5 protein-coding genes are annotated in these 22,371 nt (G+C 75.4%); all 5 read left to right on the top strand.

Annotated elements, in window-relative coordinates; translation table 11 throughout:
* Window positions 1-9 precede the first annotated feature (9 nt).
* The 5 genes from E4N63_RS02625 to E4N63_RS02605 all read left to right on the top strand — a co-directional run bounded on the left by E4N63_RS02625 (window position 10) and on the right by E4N63_RS02605 (window position 22,277).
* Window positions 10-4,431: a non-ribosomal peptide synthetase gene (locus tag E4N63_RS02625; protein WP_230239785.1), complete on the top strand. Its 4,422-nt coding sequence runs from the start codon at window positions 10-12 to the stop codon at window positions 4,429-4,431.
* 74 nt (window positions 4,432-4,505) lie between these two features.
* Window positions 4,506-13,910: a non-ribosomal peptide synthetase gene (locus E4N63_RS02620; RefSeq protein ID WP_230239784.1), complete on the top strand. Its 9,405-nt coding sequence runs from the start codon at window positions 4,506-4,508 to the stop codon at window positions 13,908-13,910.
* Window positions 13,911-13,921: 11 nt separating this feature from the next.
* Entirely contained in the window at window positions 13,922-20,629 is a 6,708-nt protein-coding gene (locus tag E4N63_RS02615; protein WP_230239783.1) for an amino acid adenylation domain-containing protein, read from the top strand.
* Window positions 20,626-20,853 (top strand): MbtH family protein, encoded by a 228-nt coding sequence (locus E4N63_RS02610; RefSeq protein WP_230239782.1) that lies wholly within the window; start codon window positions 20,626-20,628, stop codon window positions 20,851-20,853. The genes E4N63_RS02615 and E4N63_RS02610 overlap by 4 nt, the downstream gene beginning before the upstream one ends.
* Before the next feature lie 89 nt (window positions 20,854-20,942).
* On the top strand, window positions 20,943-22,277 hold the full coding sequence (locus E4N63_RS02605) for a cation:proton antiporter (RefSeq protein ID WP_230239781.1): 1,335 nt from the start codon (window positions 20,943-20,945) through the stop codon (window positions 22,275-22,277).
* The last annotated feature ends 94 nt before the right edge of the window (window positions 22,278-22,371 follow it).

The following is a 22,371-nucleotide window of genomic DNA, read 5'->3' as shown; positions in this document are numbered from 1 at the left end:
AGAGAAGCGATGACCCGATCCCTTGTCGAGGACGTGTGGCCGCTGTCGCCGCTGCAGGAGGGGCTGCTGTTCCACGCCGCCTTCGACGACAGGGGGCCCGACGTCTACCAGGGGCAGCGGATGCTCGATCTGACCGGCCCGGTGGAGGCGGGCAGGCTGCGGGCGTCGTGGGAGGCGCTGCTGGCCCGGCACGCGGCGCTGCGGGCGGGCTTCCGCCGGCGCAGGTCCGGGGAGGCCGTGCAGGTCATCGCGCGGGAGGTGGAACTGCCCTGGCGCGAGGCCGATGTCTCGGGACTGGCCGGGGACGAGGCGCGGGCCGAGATGGAGCGGCTGGCCGCGGAGGAGCGGGCCGAGCGGTTCGACCCCGCGGTGGCGCCCCTGCTGCGGCTGCTGCTGATCCGGACCGGCGAGGAGCGGCACCGGCTGGTCGTCACCAGCCACCACGTCCTCATGGACGGCTGGTCCATGCCGGTGCTGCTCGGGGAACTGTCCACGGTGTACGCGGCGGGCGGGACCGCGGACGGCCTCCCCCCGGTCGCGTCCTACCGGGACTACCTGGCGTGGCTGGGACGCCAGGACAAGCAGGCGGCGCGGGCGGCGTGGCGGGCAGCGCTGGCCGGTGCCGACGAACCGACGCTCGTGGCACCGGCCGATCCCGGCAGGACGCCCGTGATCCCGGAGAGTCTGATCACCGACTTCCCCGAGGACCTGAGCCGGCGACTGGTGGAGTTCGCCCGCGCCCGGGGACTGACGGTCAACACGGTGATGCAGGGCGCCTGGGCGCTGGTGCTGGCGCGGCTGGCGGGCCGCACGGACGTCGTCTTCGGCGGCACCGTGGCCGGGCGGCCCGCGGAATTACCGGGTGTCGAGTCGATGGTCGGCCTGTTCATCAACACCCTTCCCGTGCGCGTGCCGCTCGACGCGGAGCAGCCGGTGGCGGAGATGCTGGCCGCACTGCAGGAGCGCCAGTCGGCGCTGATGGCCCACCAGCATCTCGGGTTGTCCGAGGTCCAGCAGCTCGCCGGTGCCGGGGCGGTGTTCGACACGCTCGTCGTGTACGAGAACTATCCGCGTCCACCCGCCGGTCCCCCGGCCCCGGACACCTTCACCCTGGGCTTCGCCGAGGGGCGGGAGACCGCGCACTACCCGTTCACGCTGGTCGTGGTGCCCGGCGACCGCATGCGCTGCAAGCTCGACTACCGGCCCGACCTCTTCGACCGGGACACCGCCGGGTCGGTCTTCCGGCGGCTGGAGCGGGTGCTGGAGCAGATGGTCGCGGATCCGTCGGTACCGGTGGGCCGGATCGGCGTGGTGGACGGCCTGGAGCGCGGGCTGGTGCTGGAGGGCTGGAGTGCGACGGCGGGTGAGCCGCCGGGGCTGTCGGTGCCGGAGCTGGTCGCGGGGCGGGTGCGGACGGCGCCGGGTGCGGTGGCCGTTGTCGATGGTGAACGGTCCTTGTCCTATGGCGAGTTGGAGGACGGGGCGGGGCGCCTCGCGGCGTATCTCTCCTCGCTGGGTGTGGGGCGTGGTGAGCGTGTTGCGGTGGTGATGGAGCGGTCTGCGGATCTGCTGGTGGCGTTGCTCGGGGTGTGGAGGGCCGGTGCGGCGTATGTGCCGGTGGATGCGGGTTCTCCGGTGGAGCGGGTGGCGTTCGTGCTGGAGGACGCGGCTCCGGTGGTGGTGCTGTGCTCGGAGGCGACGCGGGGTGCGGTTCCGGCGGACACCGCCGCGCGGGTGCTGGTACTGGATGCCCCGGCTGTGGCGGTCGAACTGGGCGCCGTGGAGGTGCCGTTGTGTGTCCCGGTGGGTCTGCGGGACGTGGCGTATGTGATGTACACGTCCGGCTCGACGGGGGTGCCGAAGGGGGTGGCGGTGCCGCACGGCAGTGTGGCGGCGCTGGTCGGCGAAGCCGGCTGGTCGGTCGGGCCGGGTGACGCGGTGCTGATGCACGCCCCGCACGCGTTCGACGTATCGCTGTTCGAAGTGTGGGTGCCGCTCGCCGCCGGAGGCCGTGTGGTCGTGGCGGAGCCCGGCGTGGTGGACGCCCAGCGGGTGCGCGCGGAGATCGCGGACAGGGGTGTCACGGCGGTGCACCTGACCGCCGGTTCGTTCCGCGTCCTCGCGGCCGAGACGCCGGAGTGCTTCCGTGGTCTGCGGGAGGTGCTGACCGGTGGTGACGTGGTGCCGGTCGCCGCGGTGGCGCGGGTGCGGGAGGCGTGCCCGGAGGTCTCCGTGCGCCATCTGTACGGCCCCACGGAGACGACACTGTGCGCGACCTGGCGGGTGTGGAGGCCGGGCGGGGAGCGCGTCGGTCCGGTGCTGCCCATCGGGCGTCCGCTGCCCAGCCGCCAGGTGTTCGTCCTGGACGCCTTCCTCCAGCCGGTCCCGCCGGGCGTGACCGGCGAACTCTACGTCTCGGGCGCCGGGTTGGGGCAGGGCTACTGGGACCGGCCGGCTCTGAGCGCCGAGCGGTTCGTCGCCTGCCCGTTCGTCCCCGGGGAGCGGATGTACCGCACCGGCGACCTGGTGCGCTGGACCGACGACGGGGAACTCCTCTTCGCCGGACGGGTCGACGCGCAGGTCAAGATCCGCGGGTCCCGGGTGGAGCCGGGCGAGGTGGAGGCGGCCCTGGCCACGCATCCCGCGGTCGCCCAGGCCGTGGTGGTGGCCCGTGAGGACCGGCCGGGCGAGCGTCGCCTGGTCGGCTACGTCGTCCCGGACGGAGACGCGGAGAAGCCGGCCGGGGACGCCGTGCGCGAGCACGCCGTCGAACTGCTGCCCGAGTACATGGTGCCCGCGGTGGTGCTGGTGCTGGACGCGCTGCCCGTGACCCGTAACGGCAAGGTCGACCGAGCGGCCCTGCCCGCCCCCGACTTCGCCGGACGAGTGTCCGGACGGGAGCCCCGGACGGAGAACGAGACCGTGCTGTGCGGGCTCTTCGCCGACGTCCTGGGTCTGGAGCGGGTCGGTGCCGAGGACGGCTTCTTCTCGCTGGGCGGTGACTCGATCTCCTCCATGCAGCTCGTCGCCCGGGCCCGCCGCGCAGGACTGGTGCTCACACCGCGGCAGGTGTTCGACGAGAAGACCCCCGAGCGGCTGGCGCTCGTGGCGCGGAGGCCCGGGACCGCGGGCCGCGGAGGGGGGAACGCACGGGACACGGGCGCGGGCGAGGCGCCCTGGACACCGGTGATGCGGGAACTGGGCGAACGGGCCGCCCGCCCGCGGTTCGCGCAGTGGGCGGTGGTCGGCGCCCCCGCCGGGCTCGACCCCGAGACCTTGGCGGCCGGGCTGGCCGCCCTCCTCGACCATCACGCCATGCTGCGGGCCCGGGCGGTACTCGACGGCGGGGAACCCCGCTTCTCGGTCGGCCGACCCGGGCCCGCCGATGCCGCCGCCCTGGTCGGCCGGGTGGACGCCACCGGAGCGGAACCCGGCGCGCTGGACGGGATCGCCGCCCGGGCGGCGCGGGAGGCCGCCGAGCGGCTGGACCCCTCGGCGGGCGTGATGGTCCGGGCGGTGTGGGTGGACGCCGGACCGGAGCGGACCGGCCGGCTTGCGCTGGTGATCCACCATCTGGTGGTCGACGGCGTCTCCTGGCGCATCCTGCTACCCGATCTGCGGGCCGCGTACGAGGCCGCGGCGGCGGGCCGGAAGCCGGAACTCGACCCGGTGGGCACCTCGTTCCGGCGGTGGGCCGGCCTGCTGGCCGGACAGGCGGCCTCCGGGGACCGGCTGGCCGAACTGGACGACTGGGCCGCCCTGCTCGGCGGCGACCGGCTCCCCGTCGGGCGGCGCGCGCTGGACCCGGCGCGGGACATCGCGGCGACCCTGCGCCACCGGTCATGGGTGGTGCCGCACCACGAGGCGGCCGTCCTCACCGGCAGGACACCGGAGGCGTTCCACTGCGGGGTGCACGACGTCCTGCTGGCGGGACTCGCGGGCGCGGTCGCACACCGGTACGACGGCGGCACCGGTGCCGGGCTCGTGGTGGACGTGGAGGGCCACGGCCGCGAACCGCTGGAGGGAGCCGACCTGTCCCGCACGGTGGGCTGGTTCACCCGGTCCCACCCGGTCCGGCTGGACGTGTCCGGCATCGGAACCGGCGAGGTCCCGGCCGGGGGCGCTGCGGCCGGGGAACTGCTGAAGACGGTCAAGGAGCAGGCGCGCGCGGTGCCGGGCGACGGGCTCGGCCACGGGCTGCTGCGCCACCTCAACCCCACCGCCGGCCCCGCCCTCGCCGCCCTGCCGGGCGCGCAGATCGGCTTCAACTATCTCGGCCGGTTCGCCGCCGGCCCGCGGGAGGAACCGGTCGCCGCCTGGCAGTTGGCCGGTGAGACGGCGATCGGCGGCTCGGCCGAGCCGAGCCTGCCCGCCCGCACGCCGTCGAGGCGAACGCGGCCGTCCGCGACACCCCCGGCGGCCCCGAGCTGACCCTCACCCTGAGCTGGCCCGCCGGGATTCTGGACGAGTCCGAGGCTGAGGAACTGGGGCGCTCCTGGCAGCGGATGCTGAGCGGCCTGGCCGCCCACTCCGCCCGCCCCGAGGCCGGTGGGCACACCCCGTCCGACTTCCCGCTCGCCGGCCTGACGCGGGACGGCGTGGCGGAACTGGAGGCGTGCGTCCCGGAACCGGCGGACGTGTGGCCGCTGTCGCCGCTCCAGGAGGGCATGCTGTTCCACGCCACCTTCGACCAGGAGGGGCCGGACGTCTACCAGAGCCAGCGCCTGCTGGGGCTCGACGGGCCGCTGGACACCGCCCGGCTCCGGGCGGCCTGGGAGGAGCTGCCGGCCCGTCACCCGGTCCTGCGGGCGGGCTTCCACCGCCTGACCTCCGGCGAGGCGGTGCAGGTCGTCGCCCGGCGGGCGGAACTGCCCTGGCGCGAGGCCGATCTGTCCGGCCTGCCGGAGGCCGAGGCCCTGGCGGAGGCGGAGCGGCTGGCCGCGAACGAACTGGCGGAGCGCTTCGACCTGGCGAAGCCGCCGCTGCTGCGGCTGCTGCTCGTCCGGCTCGCCGGGAACCGGTACCGGCTGGCCATCACCAGCCACCACATCCTGATCGACGGCTGGTCGATGCCGGTCGTCCTCAACGAGGTGTCCGCGCTGTACGCGGCGGGCGGAGGCACGGACCCCGCCCTGCGGCCGGCCGCCTCCTACCGGGACTACCTGGCCTGGCTGGCGGGGCAGGACAAGGAGGCGGCCCGGGCCGCGTGGCGTGCGGAACTGTCCGGGGTCGCCGAACCGGTACTGGTGGCCCCGGCGGACCCGGGCCGGGCCCCCGTGGTGCCGGTCGTGAGCTCCGCGGAGCTGTCCGCGGAGAGCACCCGGGCGCTGACCGGGCGGGCACGCGCCCACGGGCTGACGGTGAACACCCTGGTGCAGGGCGCCTGGGCGCTGGTGCTGGCGCGGCTGACGGGCCGTACGGACGTGGTGTTCGGCGGCACCGTCGCCGGACGGCCGCCCGAACTGCCCGACGTCGAGTCGATGGTCGGCCTGTTCATCAACACGCTGCCCGTGCGGGTACGGCTGGACGGAGCCCAGCCGGTGCGGGACATGCTCCGGGAGCTGCAGGAGCACCAGTCGGCGCTGATCGCGCACCAGCACCTCGGGCTGCCGGAGATCCAGCAACTCGCCGGGCCGGGTGCGGTCTTCGACACGATGCTGATGTTCGAGAACTACCCGCGGAACGCGCCCGCGCTCTCCGGCCCCGGCGGAACGGACGGCGGAGTGGCGATCAGGCAGCTGAAGACGCTGGCCGGCACCCACTACCCCCTGGCGGTGGGGGCCGTTCCCGGAGAGCACCTCCGCGTCCACGTCACCTACCGGCCGGATCTGTTCGGCCACGAGAGCGCCGCCCGGATCGCACGGGGCGTCGTGCGGGTACTGGAGCAGATCGCGGCGGACCCGTCGGTGCCGCTGGGACGGCTGGACGTGGTGGACCCGGTCGAGCGCGGCCGGACCGTCGAGGGCTGGAGCGCCTCGGCCGGCCGGCCGCCGGGGCTGTCGGTGCCGGAGCTGGTCGCGGTGCGGGCGCGGACGGCGCCGGACGCGGTGGCCGTTGTCGATGGCGAACGGTCCTTGTCCTACGGCGAGTTGGACGACGGGGCGGGGCGCCTCGCGGCGTATCTCTCCTCGCTGGGTGTGGGGCGTGGTGAGCGTGTCGCGGTGGTGATGGAGCGGTCTGCGGACCTGCTGGTGACACTGCTGGCGGTGTGGAGGGCCGGTGCGGCGTATGTGCCGGTGGACGCGGGTTCTCCGGTGGAGCGGGTGGCGTTCGTGCTGGCCGATGCCGCTCCGGTGGTGGTGCTGTGCACGGAGGCGACGCGGGGTGCGGTTCCGGCGGACACCGCCGCCCCGGTGGTGGTGCTGGACTCTGCGTCGGTGGCGGCGGGGGTCACCGCCCGGGAGCCCTGGCCCGGCGTTCCCGTGGGTGCCGGGGATGTGGCGTATGTGATGTATACGTCGGGTTCGACGGGGGTGCCGAAGGGGGTGGCGGTGCCGCATGGTGGTGTGGCGGCGCTGGTCGGTGAGCGGGAGTGGTCGGTCGGGTGCGATGACGCGGTGCTGATGCACGCCCCGCACGCGTTCGACGCCTCGCTGTTCGAGGTGTGGGTGCCCCTGGCCGCGGGTGCGCGGGTGGTGGTCGCCGAACCGGGCGCGGTCGAGGCCCAGCAGGTGCGTGAGCACATAGCCGGCGGTGTGACCGCGTTGCATGTGACGGCTGGTTCGTTCCGGGTGCTGGCGGAGGAGTCCCCGGAGTGTTTCCGGGGTCTGCGTCAGGTGCTGACCGGTGGTGACGTGGTGCCGCCGGGGGCGGTGGCGCGGGTGCGGGAGGCGTGCCCGGAGGTGTCCGTCCGTCATTTGTACGGGCCGACGGAGACCACGCTCTGCGCGACCTGGCACGAGCTGGGTCCCGGGGATGTGCTGGGGGAGGTGTTGCCGATCGGCCGTCCGCTGCCGGGGCGGCGGGTGTTCGTGCTGGACGCCTTCCTGCAGCCGGTCCCGCCGGGCGTGACCGGTGAACTGTACGTAGCCGGTGCGGGGTTGGCGCGCGGCTACTGGGACGGTCCGGGCCCGACGGCCGAGCGGTTCGTGGCCTGCCCGTTCCTCCCCGGTGAGCGGATGTACCGCACCGGCGACCTGGTCCGCTGGACCGAGGACGGGGAACTCCTCTTCGCCGGCCGCGCGGACGAGCAGGTGAAGATCCGGGGCTACCGGGTCGAACTCGGCGAGGTGGAGGCGGCCCTGGCCACCCACCCCGCTGTCGCCCAGGCGGTGGTGGTGGCCCGGGAGGACCGTCCGGGTGAGCGCCGCCTGGTCGGCTACGCGGTGCCCGAGGGGCCCGAGGGCGTGGACCCGCAGGCCGTGCGCGAGCAGGCCGCCGCGGTGCTGCCGGAGTACATGGTCCCGGCCGCCGTCCTCGTCCTGGAGGCGCTTCCGGTCACGGAGAACGGCAAGGTGGACCGCAAGGCGCTCCCCGCCCCGGAGTTCGAGGGCGCCGCCTCCGGCCGTGAGCCGCGGACGGTGGCGGAGGAGACGCTGTGCCGGCTGTTCGCCGAGGTGCTGGGTGTGGAGCGGGTCGGCGTCGAGGACAGTTTCTTCTCGCTCGGCGGCGACTCGATCATGTCGATGCAGCTGGCCGCCCGCGCCCGCCGCGCGGACCTGCTCTTCAAGGCCCAGGACGTCTTCGAGCACGAGACCCCCGCCGGCCTGGCCGCCGTCGCCCACAGCGCGGCCCGGGAAGCCTCCGCACCCGGCGCGGACACGGGCACGGGCGCCGGTGAGGTGCCCTGGACACCGGTGATGCGCGAACTCGGCGACCGGGCCGCCCGGCCCGGCCTCGCGCAGTGGGCGATCGTCGGGGCACCGGCCGGACTGCGGCGCGACGCCCTCGTGGCCGCCGTCGGCGCCGTGCTGGACACGCACGACATGCTGCGGGCCCGGGTGAGCGGGGACGGAACGGAGCGCGTGCTGGCCGTCGGCGAGCGCGGCTCGGTGGACGCGGCCGAACGGATCGGCCGGGTGGACGCCACCGGGGCGGCGGACGGCGACCTGGACGGCATCGCGGGCCGCGCCGCGCGGGAGGCCGCGGACGGGCTCGACCCCACGGCAGGCACGGTGTTCCGGGTGGTGTGGGTGGACGCCGGCCCCGACCGCACCGGCCGGCTCGTCCTGGCGGCACATCACCTTGTCGTCGACGGCGTCTCCTGGCGCATCCTGCTGCCCGACCTCGAAGCAGCGTACGAGGCCGTGGCGGCCGGGCGCGAGCCGTCGCTCGACCCGGTGGAAACACCGTTCCGCCGATGGGCCGGCCTCCTCGCCGAGCAGGCGGTCTCGGAGGAGCGGACCGCCGAACTGGACGCCTGGACCGCTCTGCTCGGCGAGGCCGCAGCCCCACTCGGGCGGCGCGCCCTGGACCCGGCGCGGGACACCGCCGCGACCGTGCGCCGCAGCTCCTGGACGGTGCCCGCGGAACAGGCCGGGATGCTGGCCGGCCGGGTGCCGGCGGCCTTCCACTGCGGGGTGCGCGAGGTGCTGCTGGCCGCCCTGGCCGGAGCGGTCGCCCGCTGGCGCCCGGACACCGGCTCCGCGACGCTGTTCGACATCGAGGGGCACGGCCGCGAACCGGCCGGCGGGGCGGACCTGTCCCGCACCGTGGGCTGGTTCACCAGTACCCACCCGGCCCGTCTGGACCCGGCGGGCGTCGACTTGGACGCCGTGCTCACCGGCGGTGCCGCGGCCGGCGGGCTGCTGAAGACCGTCAAGGAGCAGCTCCGGGCGGTGCCCGGCGACGGACTCGGCCACGGGCTGCTGCGCCACCTCAACCCCGGCACCGGGCCCGCCCTGGCGGCACTGCCCGGGCCGCAGATCGCGTTCAACTACCTGGGGCGGTTCGCCGCCGGACCGCGGACCGGCGGGGACACCGCGGTCTCCGCCTGGCAGATGGCCGGTGACGCGGCGATCGGCGGCTCCGTCGACCCGGACATGCCCGCCCGGCACGCGCTGGAAGTGGGCGCGGCCGTCCTGGACACCGCCGGGGGACCGGAGCTGACCCTGACGCTGAGCTGGCCGGGACAGGTGCTCGACGAGACGGAGGCGGACCGGCTGGGCCGGCTCTGGCTGGACCTGCTCGCCGGCCTGGCCGCGCACACCGCCGACCCCGCCGCGGGCGGCCACACCCCCTCCGACTTCCCGCTCGTGGATCTCACCCGGGAGAGTGTGGAGCGGCTGGAGGCCGAGGTGCCGGGCCTGGCGGACGTCTGGCCGCTCTCCCCGCTGCAGGAAGGACTGCTCTTCCACGCCGCCTTCGACGACCGCGGCCCGGACCTCTACGAGGGGCAGCGCGTCCTGGCCCTGGACGGGCCGCTCGACGCGGACCGGCTGCGGTCCGCGTGGCGGACGCTGACGGACCGGCACCCGGTGCTGCGGGCGAGCTTCCACCGCCTGGAGTCCGGTGAGGCCGTGCAGGTCATCGCGGGGGAGGTGGAACTTCCCTGGCACGAGGCCGACCTCTCCGGGCTGCCGGAGGACGAGGCGCGGGCGGAACTGGACCGGCTGGTCCGGGAGGAGCGGGCCCGGCGGCTCGACGTCACCCGGGCACCGCTGCTGCGCCTGCTGCTGGTCCGGCTCGGCCGGGACCGGCACGTCCAGGTCGTCACCAGCCATCACATCGTCACGGACGGCTGGTCCCTGCCGGTGATCATCGGTGAGCTGTCCGCGCTGTACGAGGCGGGCGGCGACGGCGACCGGGCCCTGCCGCCGGCGACCTCGTACCGGGAGTACCTCGCCTGGCTGGAGCGGCAGGACAAGGAGGCGGCCCGGAAGGCGTGGCGCGCGGAGTTCGCCGGCCTGGACGAGCCGACGCTGGCCGTGCCCGGGGACGCGGCCCTGGCCCCGGCGGTGCCGGACCGCGTCCCGTTCGCGTTCCCGGAGGACCTCACCCGCGCCGTGGACGCCCTGACACGCGCCCACGGGCTGACCGTCAACACGGTGGTCCAGGGCGCGTGGGCGCTGCTGCTGGCGCGGCTGGCGGGCCGGACGGACGTGGTGTTCGGTGCGACCGCGGCGGGGCGGCCCGAGGAACTGCCGCGCGTGGAGTCCATGGTCGGCCTGTTCCTCAACACCCTGCCGGTGCGGGTCAACCCGGCGGGGGAGGAGTCCGTCGCCGCGATGCTCACCGGCCTGCGGGACCGGCAGGTCGCGCTGATGTCCCATCAGCACGTCGGTCTCCCCGAGATCCGCCGGCTCGCCGGTCCGGGTGCCGTCTTCGACACGCTCGTGGTGTACGAGAACTACCCCCGCCCGGCTCTCCGGGAGCCCTCACCCGGCACGCTGACCATCCGGCCCGGCGGCAAGCCCGAGGACACCGGTCACTACCCGCTGACGCTGATCGCGGTGCCCGGCGAGCGGATGCGCGGCGAACTCGTCTACCGGCCCGACGTGTTCCCGCGCGCCTGGGCCGAGGACCTGGTGGCCTCGCTCGCCCGGGTCCTGGAGCAGATGGCCGCGGACCCCTCCGCGCCCGTGGCGCGGGTCGGCGTACTGGCGCCGGAGCAGCGCGCGCTCATACTGGACACCTGGAACCGGACCGCGGTGCCGGCCGCCGCCGCGCCGCTGCCGGAGCTGTTCCGCCGGCAGGCGGAGCGGTCGCGGGACGCGGTGGCCGTGGCGGACGGCGAGCGGACGCTGACCTACGGCGAGCTGGAGGCCGGTACGGGCCGGCTGGCCCGCCACCTGATCCGTGCGGGTGTCGGCCCGGAGGACGCGGTGGCCGTCATGGTGCCGAGGTCCGCGGCGCTGGTGACGTCCGTGCTGGCGGTGTCCGCGGCCGGCGGGGTCTTCGTACCGGTGGACCCGGCCCACCCCGCCGAGCGCCTCGCGTTCGTGTTCCGCGACACGGAGCCGGCGGCGGTGGTGTGCACCCGGGAGACCCGGGAGGCGGTACCGCCGGACTTCCCGGGCCGGCTGGTCGTCCTGGACGACCCGGAGACCGCCGAGGCCGTCGCCGCCTGCCCGCCCGGCCCGCTGACGGACGGGGAGCGCCGCGCGCCGCTGGACGTCCGCAACGCCGCCTACGTCATCCACACCTCCGGATCGACCGGTGTGCCGAAGGGTGTGGTGGTGTCCCACCGGGGACTGGGCAACCTGGCCCGGGCACAGATCGAGCGGTTCGCGGTGGAACCCGGCTCCCGGGTGCTCCAGTTCGCCTCGCCGAGCTTCGACGCCGCCGTCTCCGAACTCTGCATGGCGCTGCTGTCCGGCGCCGCACTGGTCCTGACCGGCCCGGAGGGTCTGCCGCCGCAGGTGCCGCTCGGCGAGGCGCTGCGCGCGACGGGGGCCACCCATGTGACGGTTCCGCCGAGCGTGCTGGCCACGGAGGAGGAACTGCCCGCGGGTCTGGAGACCCTGGTGGTCGCCGGCGAGGCCTGCCCGGCGGCCCTGACGGACCGCTGGTCCGCCGGGCGGCGGATGGTGAACGCGTACGGCCCCACCGAGGTGACGGTGTGCGCGGCGATGAGCGCGCCGCTGTCACCCGGCGGTGACGAGGTGCCGGTCGGACGCCCGATGGCGAACACGCGGGCCTACGTCCTCGACGGCTTCCTGCAACCCGTACCGCCGGGGGCGGTGGGCGAGCTGTACGTCACCGGCCCCGGACTGGCCCGCGGTTACCGGGGGCGCCCGGACCTGACGGCGGAGCGGTTCGTCGCCTGCCCGTTCGTCCCCGGGGAGCGGATGTACCGCACCGGTGACCTGGCGCGCTGGACCGGGGACGGCCAACTCGTCTTCACCGGCCGCGCCGACACCCAGGTCAAGGTGCGCGGCCACCGGATCGAACCGGGAGAGGTCGAGGCGGTGCTGTCCGCGCATCCCGGGGTCGCCGGGGCCGTGGTCGTGGCGCGCCGGGACGGCCCCGGCGGCGACCGCCTCGTCGCCTATGTCGTCCCGGCCCCGCCCCGGCCGGGCGACGGCCCCGCCGAGGCGCGGCCTGTCGAGGAACTGCTCGGCGCGCTGCGCGAGTTCACCGCTGAGCGCCTTCCGGACCCCATGGTGCCGTCGGTGTTCGTACCGCTGGACCGGCTGCCGCTCACCGCGAACGGCAAGGTGGACCGCCGGGCGCTGCCGGCCCCCGACTACGACGGGAAGGTCTCCGGACGGGAGCCGCGGACGGCGGCCGAGACGGTGTTCTGTGGCCTGTTCGCCGAGGTGCTGGGGCTGGAGCGGGCCGGGGCCGACGACAGCTTCTTCGAACTGGGCGGCGACTCCATCTCCTCGATGCAGCTCGCGTCCCGCGCCCGGCGCGCCGGCTACGTGGTGACGCCCCGGCAGGTCTTCGAGGAGAAGACGCCCGAACGGCTGGCCGCCGTGGCCGGACCGGCCGGCGCCGCCGCGGAGGACGTGGAGGACGTCGGCACCGGCGAGGTGCCCCGGACCCCCGTCATGCTGGCACTCGGCGAACGCGCCCTCCGGCCGCGGTTCGCGCAGTGGGCGGTGGTCGGCGCACCGGGCGGCCTGGGACGCGACGTGCTGACGGCCGGCCTGGCCGCCGTCCTCGACCGCCACGACATGCTGCGGGCCCGGGTGGAGACCGGCGACGACGGGGAGCCGCTTCTCGTGGCCGGCGAGCCCGGCACGGCCGACCCCGCGGACCTGGTCACGCGGGTGGACGCCGGCGGCGCGGACGACGGCTCGCTGGACGCTGTCGCCGGCCGCGCCGCGCGGGAGGCCGTGGAACGGCTCGACCCCCGCGCGGGCGTACTGCTGCAAGCTGTCTGGGTCGACGCCGGGCCCGGAAGGACCGGGCGGCTGGTCCTCGTCGTCCACCACCTGGCCGTCGACGGGGTGTCCTGGCGGGTGCTGGTACCGGACCTGGCCATGGCCTGCGAGGCCGCGGCGGCAGGACGCGAACCGGTGCTCGACCCCGTCGGAACCTCCTTCCGGCGGTGGGCGAACCTGCTGGCCGCCCAGGCCGGCGACCCCGGCCGGGTCGCCGAACTCCCGGCGTGGACGGCCCTGCTGGGCGATCCGGACCCACTGCCGTTCACCCGCGCACTCGACCCGGCCCGGGACACCGCGGAGACCCTGCGCCGCCGGTCCTGGACGGTCCCCGCGCGGGATGCCGCCATCCTGGCCGGCCGCACCCCGGCCGCGTTCCACTGCGGGGTGCACGAGGTACTGCTGGCCGGACTGGCGGGCGCCGTGGCACGGACCCGGCAGGACGGCGGCACCGCCCTCCTGGTGGAGGTGGAGGGCCACGGCCGGGAACCGGTCGAGGGCACCGACCTGTCCCGCACGGTGGGATGGTTCACCAGTACGCACCCGGTCCGGCTCGACGCCGCCGGCGTGGACCTCGCCGGTGCGGCCGCGGGCGGCCCCGCGGCCGGCGCGCTGCTGAAGGCCGCCAAGGAACAGGTGCGGGCGGTGCCCGGCGACGGACTCGGCCACGGGCTGCTGCGCCATCTCAACGCCGGTACCGGACCGGTGCTCGCGGCCCTCCCCGGCCCGCAGATCGGCTTCAACTACCTGGGGCGTTTCACCGCCGGCAGCCGCCGGGGCCCGGTCGGCCCCTGGCAGCCGGCCGGTGACACGGCCATCGGCGGCTCGGCCGATCCCGGCATGCCCTGCGAGCACGCTCTCGAAGCGGCCGCGGCCATCGTGGACACTCCCGAAGGCCCGGAGCTGACGCTTACGCTGAGCTGGCCCGCCGCCGTGCTGGACGAAGCCGCGGCGGAGCGACTGGGCCAGGCATGGCTGGACCTGCTGGGCGGCTTGGCCGCCCACACCGCCGATCCCGCCGCCGGCGGCCACACGCCCTCCGACTTCCCCCTCCTCGACCTCGCGCAGAACCAGATCGAGGAGCTCGAAGCCGGGCTCGCCGATGAGAAGGCACAGCCGACGCACCGCAAGCTCTGGTGAGGAGAGACACGATGACCCGATCCCCTGTCGAGGACGTGTGGCCGCTGTCGCCGCTGCAGGAGGGGCTGCTGTTCCACGCCGCCTTCGACGACCGGGGCCCCGACGTCTACACCGTCCAGTCCGCCCTCGCGCTGGAAGGCCCGGTGGACCCGGGGAGGCTGCGGAGGTCGTGGGAGGCGCTGCTGGACCGGCACGCCGCGCTGCGCGCCTGCTTCCGCCAGGTGAGCGGGGCACAGATGGTGCAGGTCATCGCACGGGACGTGGCGCTGCCCTGGCGCGAGGAGGACGTGTCGGGACTCCCCGCGGCCGACGCGCTCGCCGCCGCGGACCGGCTGGCCGAGAGCGAACGGGCGGAGCGCTTCGACCCGGCGGTGGCGCCCCTGCTGCGGCTGCTGCTCGTCCGCCTGGGCGAGAACCGCCACCGCCTGGTGATGACCAGCCACCACATCCTCATGGACGGCTGGTCGGCCCCCGTCCTGATCGGAGAGCTCTCCGCGGTCTACGCGGCGGGCGGCGACGCCGCCGGCCTGCCCAGGACCACCTCCTACCGCGAGTACCTGGCCTGGCTCAACCGGCAGGACAAGGAGGCCGCGCACGCCGCCTGGAAGGCGGAACTCGCCGGGGCCGGCGAGCCGACGCTGGTCGCCCCCGCCGTCCCGGACCGGCTCCCCGTCTTCCCCGGGAACGTCAGCGGCGACCTCCCGGAAACGCTGACCCGCGGCCTGGCGGAGCTGGCCCGCACGGCCGGCGTGACCGTCAACACCGTGGTGCAGGGCGCCTGGGCCCTGGTGCTGGCGCGCCTCGCGGGCCGTACGGATGTGGTCTTCGGAGCCACCATGGCGGGGCGGCCCCCGGAACTGCCCGGGGTGGAATCGATGGTGGGGCTGCTCATCAACACCCTGCCGGTACGGGTACCGCTCGACGGTGCCCAGCCGGTGCGGGAGATGCTCCAGCGGCTCCAGGACCGGCAGTCCGCGCTGATGGCCCACCAGCACCTGGGCATCCTGGAGATCCAGAAGACCGCGGGACCGGGAGCGGTGTTCGACACGCTCCTGGTGTACGAGAGCTTCCCCCGGCCGCCCGCCGCACCGGCACCGGGCCGCGACGCCCTGGTCATCAGGCCCGACGGGTTCTCCCGCGAGGCGGCGCACTACCCGTTCACCCTGGTCGTCGCGCCCGGCGACCGCATGCACCTCAAGCTCGAACACCGGCCGGACCTCTTCGACCGCGCCACGGCCGAGTCCGTCCTCGGCGCACTGACGCGGGTGCTGGAACGGATGGTGGCGGAACCGTCCGTGCCCGTCGGGCGGATCGGAGTGCTCGACGGGCCCGCGCTGGGCACCGCCCGGGAGGAGCGCGGCGGGGCACCGGTGGTGCCGGGGCTGTCGGTGCCGGAGCTGGTCGCGGCGCGGGCGCGGACGGCGCCGGACGCGGTGGCCGTTGTCGATGGTGAACGGTCCTTGTCCTATGGCGAGTTGGAGGACGGGGCGGGGCGCCTGGCGGCGTATCTCTCTTCGCTGGGTGTGGGGCGTGGTGAGCGTGTTGCGGTGGTGATGGAGCGGTCTGCGGATCTGCTGGTGGCGTTGCTCGGGGTGTGGAGGGCCGGTGCGGCGTATGTGCCGGTGGACGCGGGTTCTCCGGTGGAGCGGGTGGCGCTGGTGCTGGCCGATGCCGCTCCGGTGGTGGTGCTGTGCACGGAGGCCACGCGGGGCGCGGTGCCGAAGGACGCCGCCGCGCGGACGGTGGTCCTCGACGACCCCGGAACGGTGCCGGAACTCGCCGCACACGAAGGCGAGCTGGTGGCCGAGGTGAACCCCGGGGACGTGGCGTATGTGATGTATACGTCGGGTTCGACGGGGGTGCCGAAGGGTGTGGCGGTGCCGCACGGCGGTGTGGCGGCGCTGGTCGGCGAAGCCGGCTGGTCGGTCGGGCCGGGTGACGCGGTGCTGATGCACGCCCCGCACGCGTTCGACGCCTCCCTGTTCGAGGTGTGGGTGCCACTCGCCGCGGGTGCGCGGGTCGTCGTCGCCGAACCGGGCGTCGTGGACGCCGGGCAGGTACGCCGCCATGTGACCGGCGGTGTGACCGCGCTGCATGTGACGGCTGGTTCGTTCCGGGTGCTGGCGGAGGAGTCCCCGGAGTGTTTCCGGGGGCTGCGTCAGGTGCTGACGGGCGGTGACGTGGTGCCTGTTGCCTCGGTGGCGCGGGTGCGGGAGGCGTGCCCGGAGGTTTCGGTGCGGCATCTGTACGGGCCGACGGAGACCACGCTCTGCGCGACCTGGCACGAGCTGGGTCCCGGGGATGTGCTGGGGGAGGTGCTGCCGATCGGCCGTCCGCTGCCGGGGCGGCGGGTGTTCGTGCTGGACGCCTTCCTGCAGCCGGTCCCGCCGGGCGTGACCGGTGAACTGTACGTAGCCGGTGCGGGGTTGGCGCGCGGCTACTGGGACGGTCCGGGCCCGACGGCCGAGCGGTTCGTGGCCTGTCCGTTCGTCCCCGGCGAGCGGATGTACCGCACCGGCGACCTGGTCCGCTGGACCCGGGACGGGGAACTCCTCTTCGCCGGCCGCGCGGACGAGCAGGTCAAGATCCGGGGCTTCCGGGTGGAGCCCGGCGAGGTGGAGGCCGTACTGACCGCGTACCCGGGCGTCGCCCAGGCCGTGGTGGTGGCCCGTGACGACGGCCCGGGTGAGCGCCGCCTGGTCGGCTACGTGGTGCCCGAGGGGCCCGAGGGCGCGGACCCGCAGGCTGTGCGCGAGCAGGCCGCCGCGGTGCTGCCGGAGTACATGGTCCCGGCCGCCGTGCTGGCGATGGCCGCGCTCCCCGTGACCGCCAACGGCAAGGTGGACCGCAGGGCGCTGCCCGCCCCGGACTTCGCCGAGCGGGTCTCCGGCCGCGCGCCCCGGACCGCCGCCGAGGAGACGCTGTGCCGGCTCTTCGCCGAGGTGCTCGACCTCGAACGGGTGGGCCCCGACGACAACTTCTTCGACCTGGGCGGCGACTCGGGGCTGGCCATGCGGCTCGCCGGGCGGGTCCGCGAGGAGTTCGGGGCCGAGCTGGCCGTCCGCCAGTTCTTCGGCTCGCCGACCCCGGTCGGTGTGGCCCGGCTGCTGGCCACGAAGGCCCGCCCCGTGCTCGAAGCGGCCGGCCGGCGGGAGGACGTCCCCGTCACCGCCGGCCAGTTGCGCACCTGGCTGATGTCCCGGCTCGGTGACGAGGCGGGCGTGCACCGGATCCCCGTCGCGCTGCGCCTCGGCGGCGAACTGGACCACCGGGCGCTGTGGGCCGCGCTGGGGGACGTCGCGGCGCGGCACGAGATCCTGCGGACGACGTTCGACGGGACCCGGGGCGGCGACCTGCGCCAGCGCGTCCTGGACACCGACGCCGCGCGCCCCGCACCGGCCGTCACGGCGGCGACCGAGGAGGAACTGCCGGACCTGCTGGCCGCCCACGCCGCGCACGCGTTCGACCTCGGCCGTGAGACACCGTGGACGCAGCACCTCTTCACCCTGTCGGACACCGAGCACGTGCTGCTCCTGGTGGTACACCGGATCGCCGCCGACGACGCGTCCGTGGACGTCCTCGTCCGCGACCTGGCCACCGCCTACGGCGCGCGCCGCGAGGGCCGGATGCCCGAACGGGCCCCGCTGCCCGTGCAGTTCTCCGACTACGCGCTCTGGGAGCGGGAGCTGCTGCGGGGCGAGCGGGAACCGGAGAGCCTGGTCAACGATCAGCTCGGGTACTGGAAGGACGCCCTGGCGGGCCTGGACGCCGAGCTCCTCCTGCCGGCCGACCGGCCGCGGCCCTCCGTGGCCTCGCACCGGGCCGGCTCCGTACCGCTGCACATCGACGCGGACCTGCACACCCGCCTGGCCGACTTGGCCGACGACGCCGGCACGACGACGTTCACGGTGGTGCAGGCCGCGCTCGTGACACTGCTCGCCCGGCTCGGCGTCGGCACCGACGTCACCGTCGGAACGATGATCCCGCGCCGGGACGAGGCCGGTCTGGAAGGGCTGGTGGGGCCCTTCGCCGGGCCCCTGGCGCTGCGTACGGACGCCTCGGGCGATCCCGCCTTCCGCGACCTGCTGGGCCGGGCGCAGGCGGGCGGCCAGGAGGCGCGCGAACACCGGGACGTGCCGTTCGAGCGCGTGGCGGACGCGCTGCGGCTGCCTCCCTCGCTGGCACGCCACCCGGTGTTCCAGGTCGTCCTGGAGCTGGACGACAGCGTCGAGGAGGCGTGGGACCCCTGGGAACTGCCCGGGCTGCGCACCAGCCGCCTGGAAGTGGGCCCCGAGTCCACCGAACTCGACCTGTCGGTCGTCCTCACCGAGCTGTACCGGCCCGACGGGGACCTCGGCGGCATCGAGGGCCGGCTCCGCTATGCCGCGGAACTCTTCGACCGGGCCACCGCGGAGGCGCTGGCGCGGCGGCTGACGAAGGTCCTGGAGCAGGTGGCGGCCGACCCGGACCAGCGGCTGAGCGCGGTGGACGTCCTGCTCGGCGTGGACGAGCACCGGCGGCTCCTGGAGACGGGGCACGGCGCGGCGGCGGACGTTCCGTGGCCCACGGTCGTGGCGGCTGTGACCGCGCAGGCCGCACGGACCCCCGGCGCCGTCGCCGTCAGCGGCCCGGACGGCTCGCTGACGTACCGGGAGCTGCGCTCCGCGGCGGACCTGCTCGCCCGGCGGCTGACCGCCCTGGGCGCTGGTCCGGACACCACCGTCCTGGTGGCGCAGCCCACCACCACCGCGCTGGTGGTCGCGCTCCTCGCGGCGTGGGAGGCCGGGGCCGCCTGCCGCCTCGCCGATCCGGCGCGGCCCCTGGACGGCGTGGGCCCGGACTCCGGACGGACGCCGATCGCGGCCCTGGTGTGCGACGCGGCGCAGGGCGGGCGGATACCGGACGGTCCCGGCCTGCCCGTCGTGGCGACCGGCGGTCCGGCCCCGGCCGGACCGGACGCCGCACCCGGCAGCGGCACACCCGACGCGGCCGCGGCCGACGGCGGCGCACCCGGCGCCGCGGCGGCCGGGCCCGTCGCCGCCGTACCGGACTGCGCGCCGCCGCTGCCCGGTCACCCGGCGCTCCTCCTTCCCGGCCCGGCCGGCGCCGACCTGGTCGTCGAACACCGCACACTGGCCGGCCACGCCGCGCACCGGGTGCGGGCATCGGCGCTGGCCGGCTCGGAGACGGTGCTGGACACCCGCGCTCCCGTTTCCCTGCTGCTCGTCCCGCTGCTCGCGGCGCTGTGCGCGGGGGGCAGCGTCCGCCTGGGCCTGCCGGACGGGGACCGGCAGCCGGCGGCCGGAGCCCTCACGCGCCGGGAGCGCGCACGGCGGCTGCTGGTCACCACCCGCGCGCTGCTGCCGAGCGCGCTGCCGGAGCCGCCGGACGGCGGACCGTCCGCCTCCGTGCCCGGCGCGGGCGGCCCGGGAACCCGTGAACAGCCCGCCCTCGCAGCGGAGTTCGCGGAGACCCTGGTCATGGACGCGGGCGGGCCGGCGGAGGCGGACGGCGCCCCGGACGCGCCCGGGCGCCCCCACGGGGCCGTCACGGTGTCCTGCCACGGCGCGGCGGAGACGGGCGGCGCCTGGCTGGAGAGCCGCACCGGCCCCGGCGAGGCCGCCCCGGTGGACCTCCGGGTCGGCAGGCCCGTGGCGAACACCCGCGCCTTCGTGCTCGACGACCGCCTCCGGCCCGTGCCGCCGGGCGCGATGGGCGACCTCTATCTGGCGGGAGCCCCGGTGGCGCGCGGCTACGCGGACCGTCCGGGCCTCACCGCCGAACGGTTCGTCGCCTGCCCCTTCGGCCCGCCGGGGGAACGGATGTTCCGTACCGGTGAGCGGGCCCGGCGCACCCGCACCGGGCTGCTCGCGGTGAGTTCCGGGGACGCGGACCGGGAGCGTGCGGCCGGAGCCCGCCGTGCCGGCGGCAGCCGCGGCGACCTGGGTGTGCTGCTGCCGCTGCGGCCCGGGGGCAGCCGCCCGCCGCTGTTCTGCGTCCATCCCGGTATGGGCCTGAGCTGGGGCTACGGTGCTCTGCTGCCGTATCTCCCGGCGGACCTGCCGGTGTACGGGGTGCAGGCGCGCGGACTCGCGCGGCCGGAGCCGCTGCCGGGCAGTGTCGAGGAGATGGCCCGCGACTACGCGGACGAGATCCGCTCCGTGCAGCCGTCCGGCCCCTACCACCTCCTGGGCTGGTCCATCGGTGGCGTCATCGCCCAGGCCGTCGCCGTCCGGCTGGAGGAACTGGGCGAGGAGGTGGCGCTGCTGGCGCTGCTCGACGCCTATCCCGGCAGCGCCGCCACGTCCCGCTTCCGGGACGGGGACGGGCAGCGGGAGGACGGCTACTCCGTGCTCAGGGACGGCGGGGAGGGCGCCATGGCCGACCTCTACCGCTCCACGGGCCTGAGTGACCGGGTCCGGGCGAACCTGGAGAAGGTGCTGCGCAACATGTCCGGTTTCGCGCCGGACCACACACCGCGCCACTTCGGCGGGGATCTGCTGCTCTTCGTCGCCACCGCCGACCGGCCCGGTGAGCCGCCGGTACGGCAGGCGGTGGAGAGCTGGCGTCCCCACATCGGGGGCGGAATCGAGCCGCACGAGGTGCGGGCCGGCCATTACGACCTGCTGCGGCCCGCGCATCTGCCGGGCATCGGACACGTCGTCACGGAAAAGCTCCGGGCGGCTGAGGAAAAGACATCGGAAAGGACCGAGTCATGACCAATCCGTTCGACAACGAGAACGGCACCTTCCTGGTTCTCGTCAACGAAGAGGGGCAGTACTCGCTGTGGCCCGCGTTCGCCGAGAAGCCCGAGGGATGGACGACCGTTCACGAGGAGGGCAGCCGCCGGGAATGCCTCGAATTCATCGAGGAGACCTGGACGGACATGCGCCCCAAGAGCCTGGTCGAGGAAATGGACCGGCGGGAGACCGCAACACCCTGACAACAGCCCTCTGACACAAACCGGACAACTCCCCGGCAGACAACACAGGGTGGCCGCACCGGTGGCCGTCTCCTCCGGAAAGGGAACAGGTGGACACCGAAGCACTGGTGACCGTGGCCATCGGCGACGTCGCGCTGATCGTCATCGCCTCCCGGCTGCTCGGGGCGGCGGCGCGCCGGTGCGGTCAGCCGGCCGTCGTCGGCCAGATCGTGGCCGGCATCGCCCTGGGGCCCACCCTGCTCGGCCGGCTGCCCGGCGATCCGACCGCGCGGCTCTTTCCCCCGGACGTGCTGCCGTTCCTCACCGTGCTGTCCCAGATAGCCATCGTCCTCTTCATGTTCGTGGTCGGCTACGAGACCGACCGGCGGCAGCTCCGCCGGGGCGGCGGGGCCGCGGCGGCCGTGGCGCTCGCGGCGCTGCTGGTCCCGGCTGCACTGGGGGCGGGCGTGGTCGGGCTGTTCCCCGGAGCGTTCTCCGCGGTGCAGCCCCAGCACGCGGACGGCCGGGTGTTCTGGCTCCTCATGGCCGTGGTCATGTCGGTGACCGCCCTTCCCGTCCTCGCCGCCATCGTCCGGGAGCGCGGCCTGGCGGGCACCCCCGCGGGCACCGTGGCCACGAGCGCCGCCGGGATCATGGACGTCGCTGCCTGGCTCGTCCTGGCCGCGGCGCTGGCCGGCACCGGGCATGCCACCGCCCGGTCGTGGCCGGTGACCCTGCTCCTGCTGTCCCTGTTCACGGCCGCACTGTTCCTCCTGGTCCGCCCGCTGCTCGCCCGGTGGCTCGAACGGTCCGGCGCCCTGGCGGCGCATCAGCTGACCATCGCGCTCGGTCTCGCGCTGGGCAGCGCCTGGGTCACCGCCGAACTGGGGCTGCACCCGGTGTTCGGCGGTCTGCTCGCGGGCCTCGCCATGCCCCGCCCGGGCGGGGTGCCGGACGCCGGTGTGCTGCGGCCGATGGAGCAGACCGCCGGACTGCTGCTGCCGTTGTTCTTCGTGACGACCGGGCTGTCGTTCGACGTCGGCTCGCTGGACGCCGACGGCGGGGTCCTGCTGGGGCTGATCCTGGCGGTGGCCGTTTCGGGGAAGCTCTTCCCGGGGTACGCGGCCGCCCGGATCAGCGGCATGGACCCGCCCCAGTCGGCGGTGGTCGCCGTGCTGGTGAACACCCGCGGGCTCACGGAGCTCATCGTGCTCGACGTGGCGCTCGACGCCGGGGTCATCGGGCCCGGGCTCTTCACCGTGCTCGTGCTCATGGCCCTGACCACCACCTTCATGACGGGCCCGCTGCTGGCCCTGGCCGGACGCCGGTGGGGGTTCCCGCCGCCACCGGCGGAACATCCCGGGAAACATCCGCGGAAGAATTCCGTGAAGCGCCGGGAGAGTTTTCACGGGAAACACCGGGAGGGCGCCGCGGAAAGCTCCTGACGGCCCGCTCCGGCGGTGCGCGCGGAAGATTTATCCGGAATCCGTGGACAGCGGCCCGCCGCGGTGGAAGGCGGAATATCGAAATCCGCCGGGC

Origin of the sequence: Streptomyces sp. MNU89 (assembly GCF_020982505.1) — a bacterium.
GTDB lineage: Bacteria > Actinomycetota > Actinomycetes > Streptomycetales > Streptomycetaceae > Streptomyces > Streptomyces xinghaiensis.
Note: the sequence above shows the minus strand (reverse complement) of the source record. Positions and strands in the feature narration are given on the sequence as shown.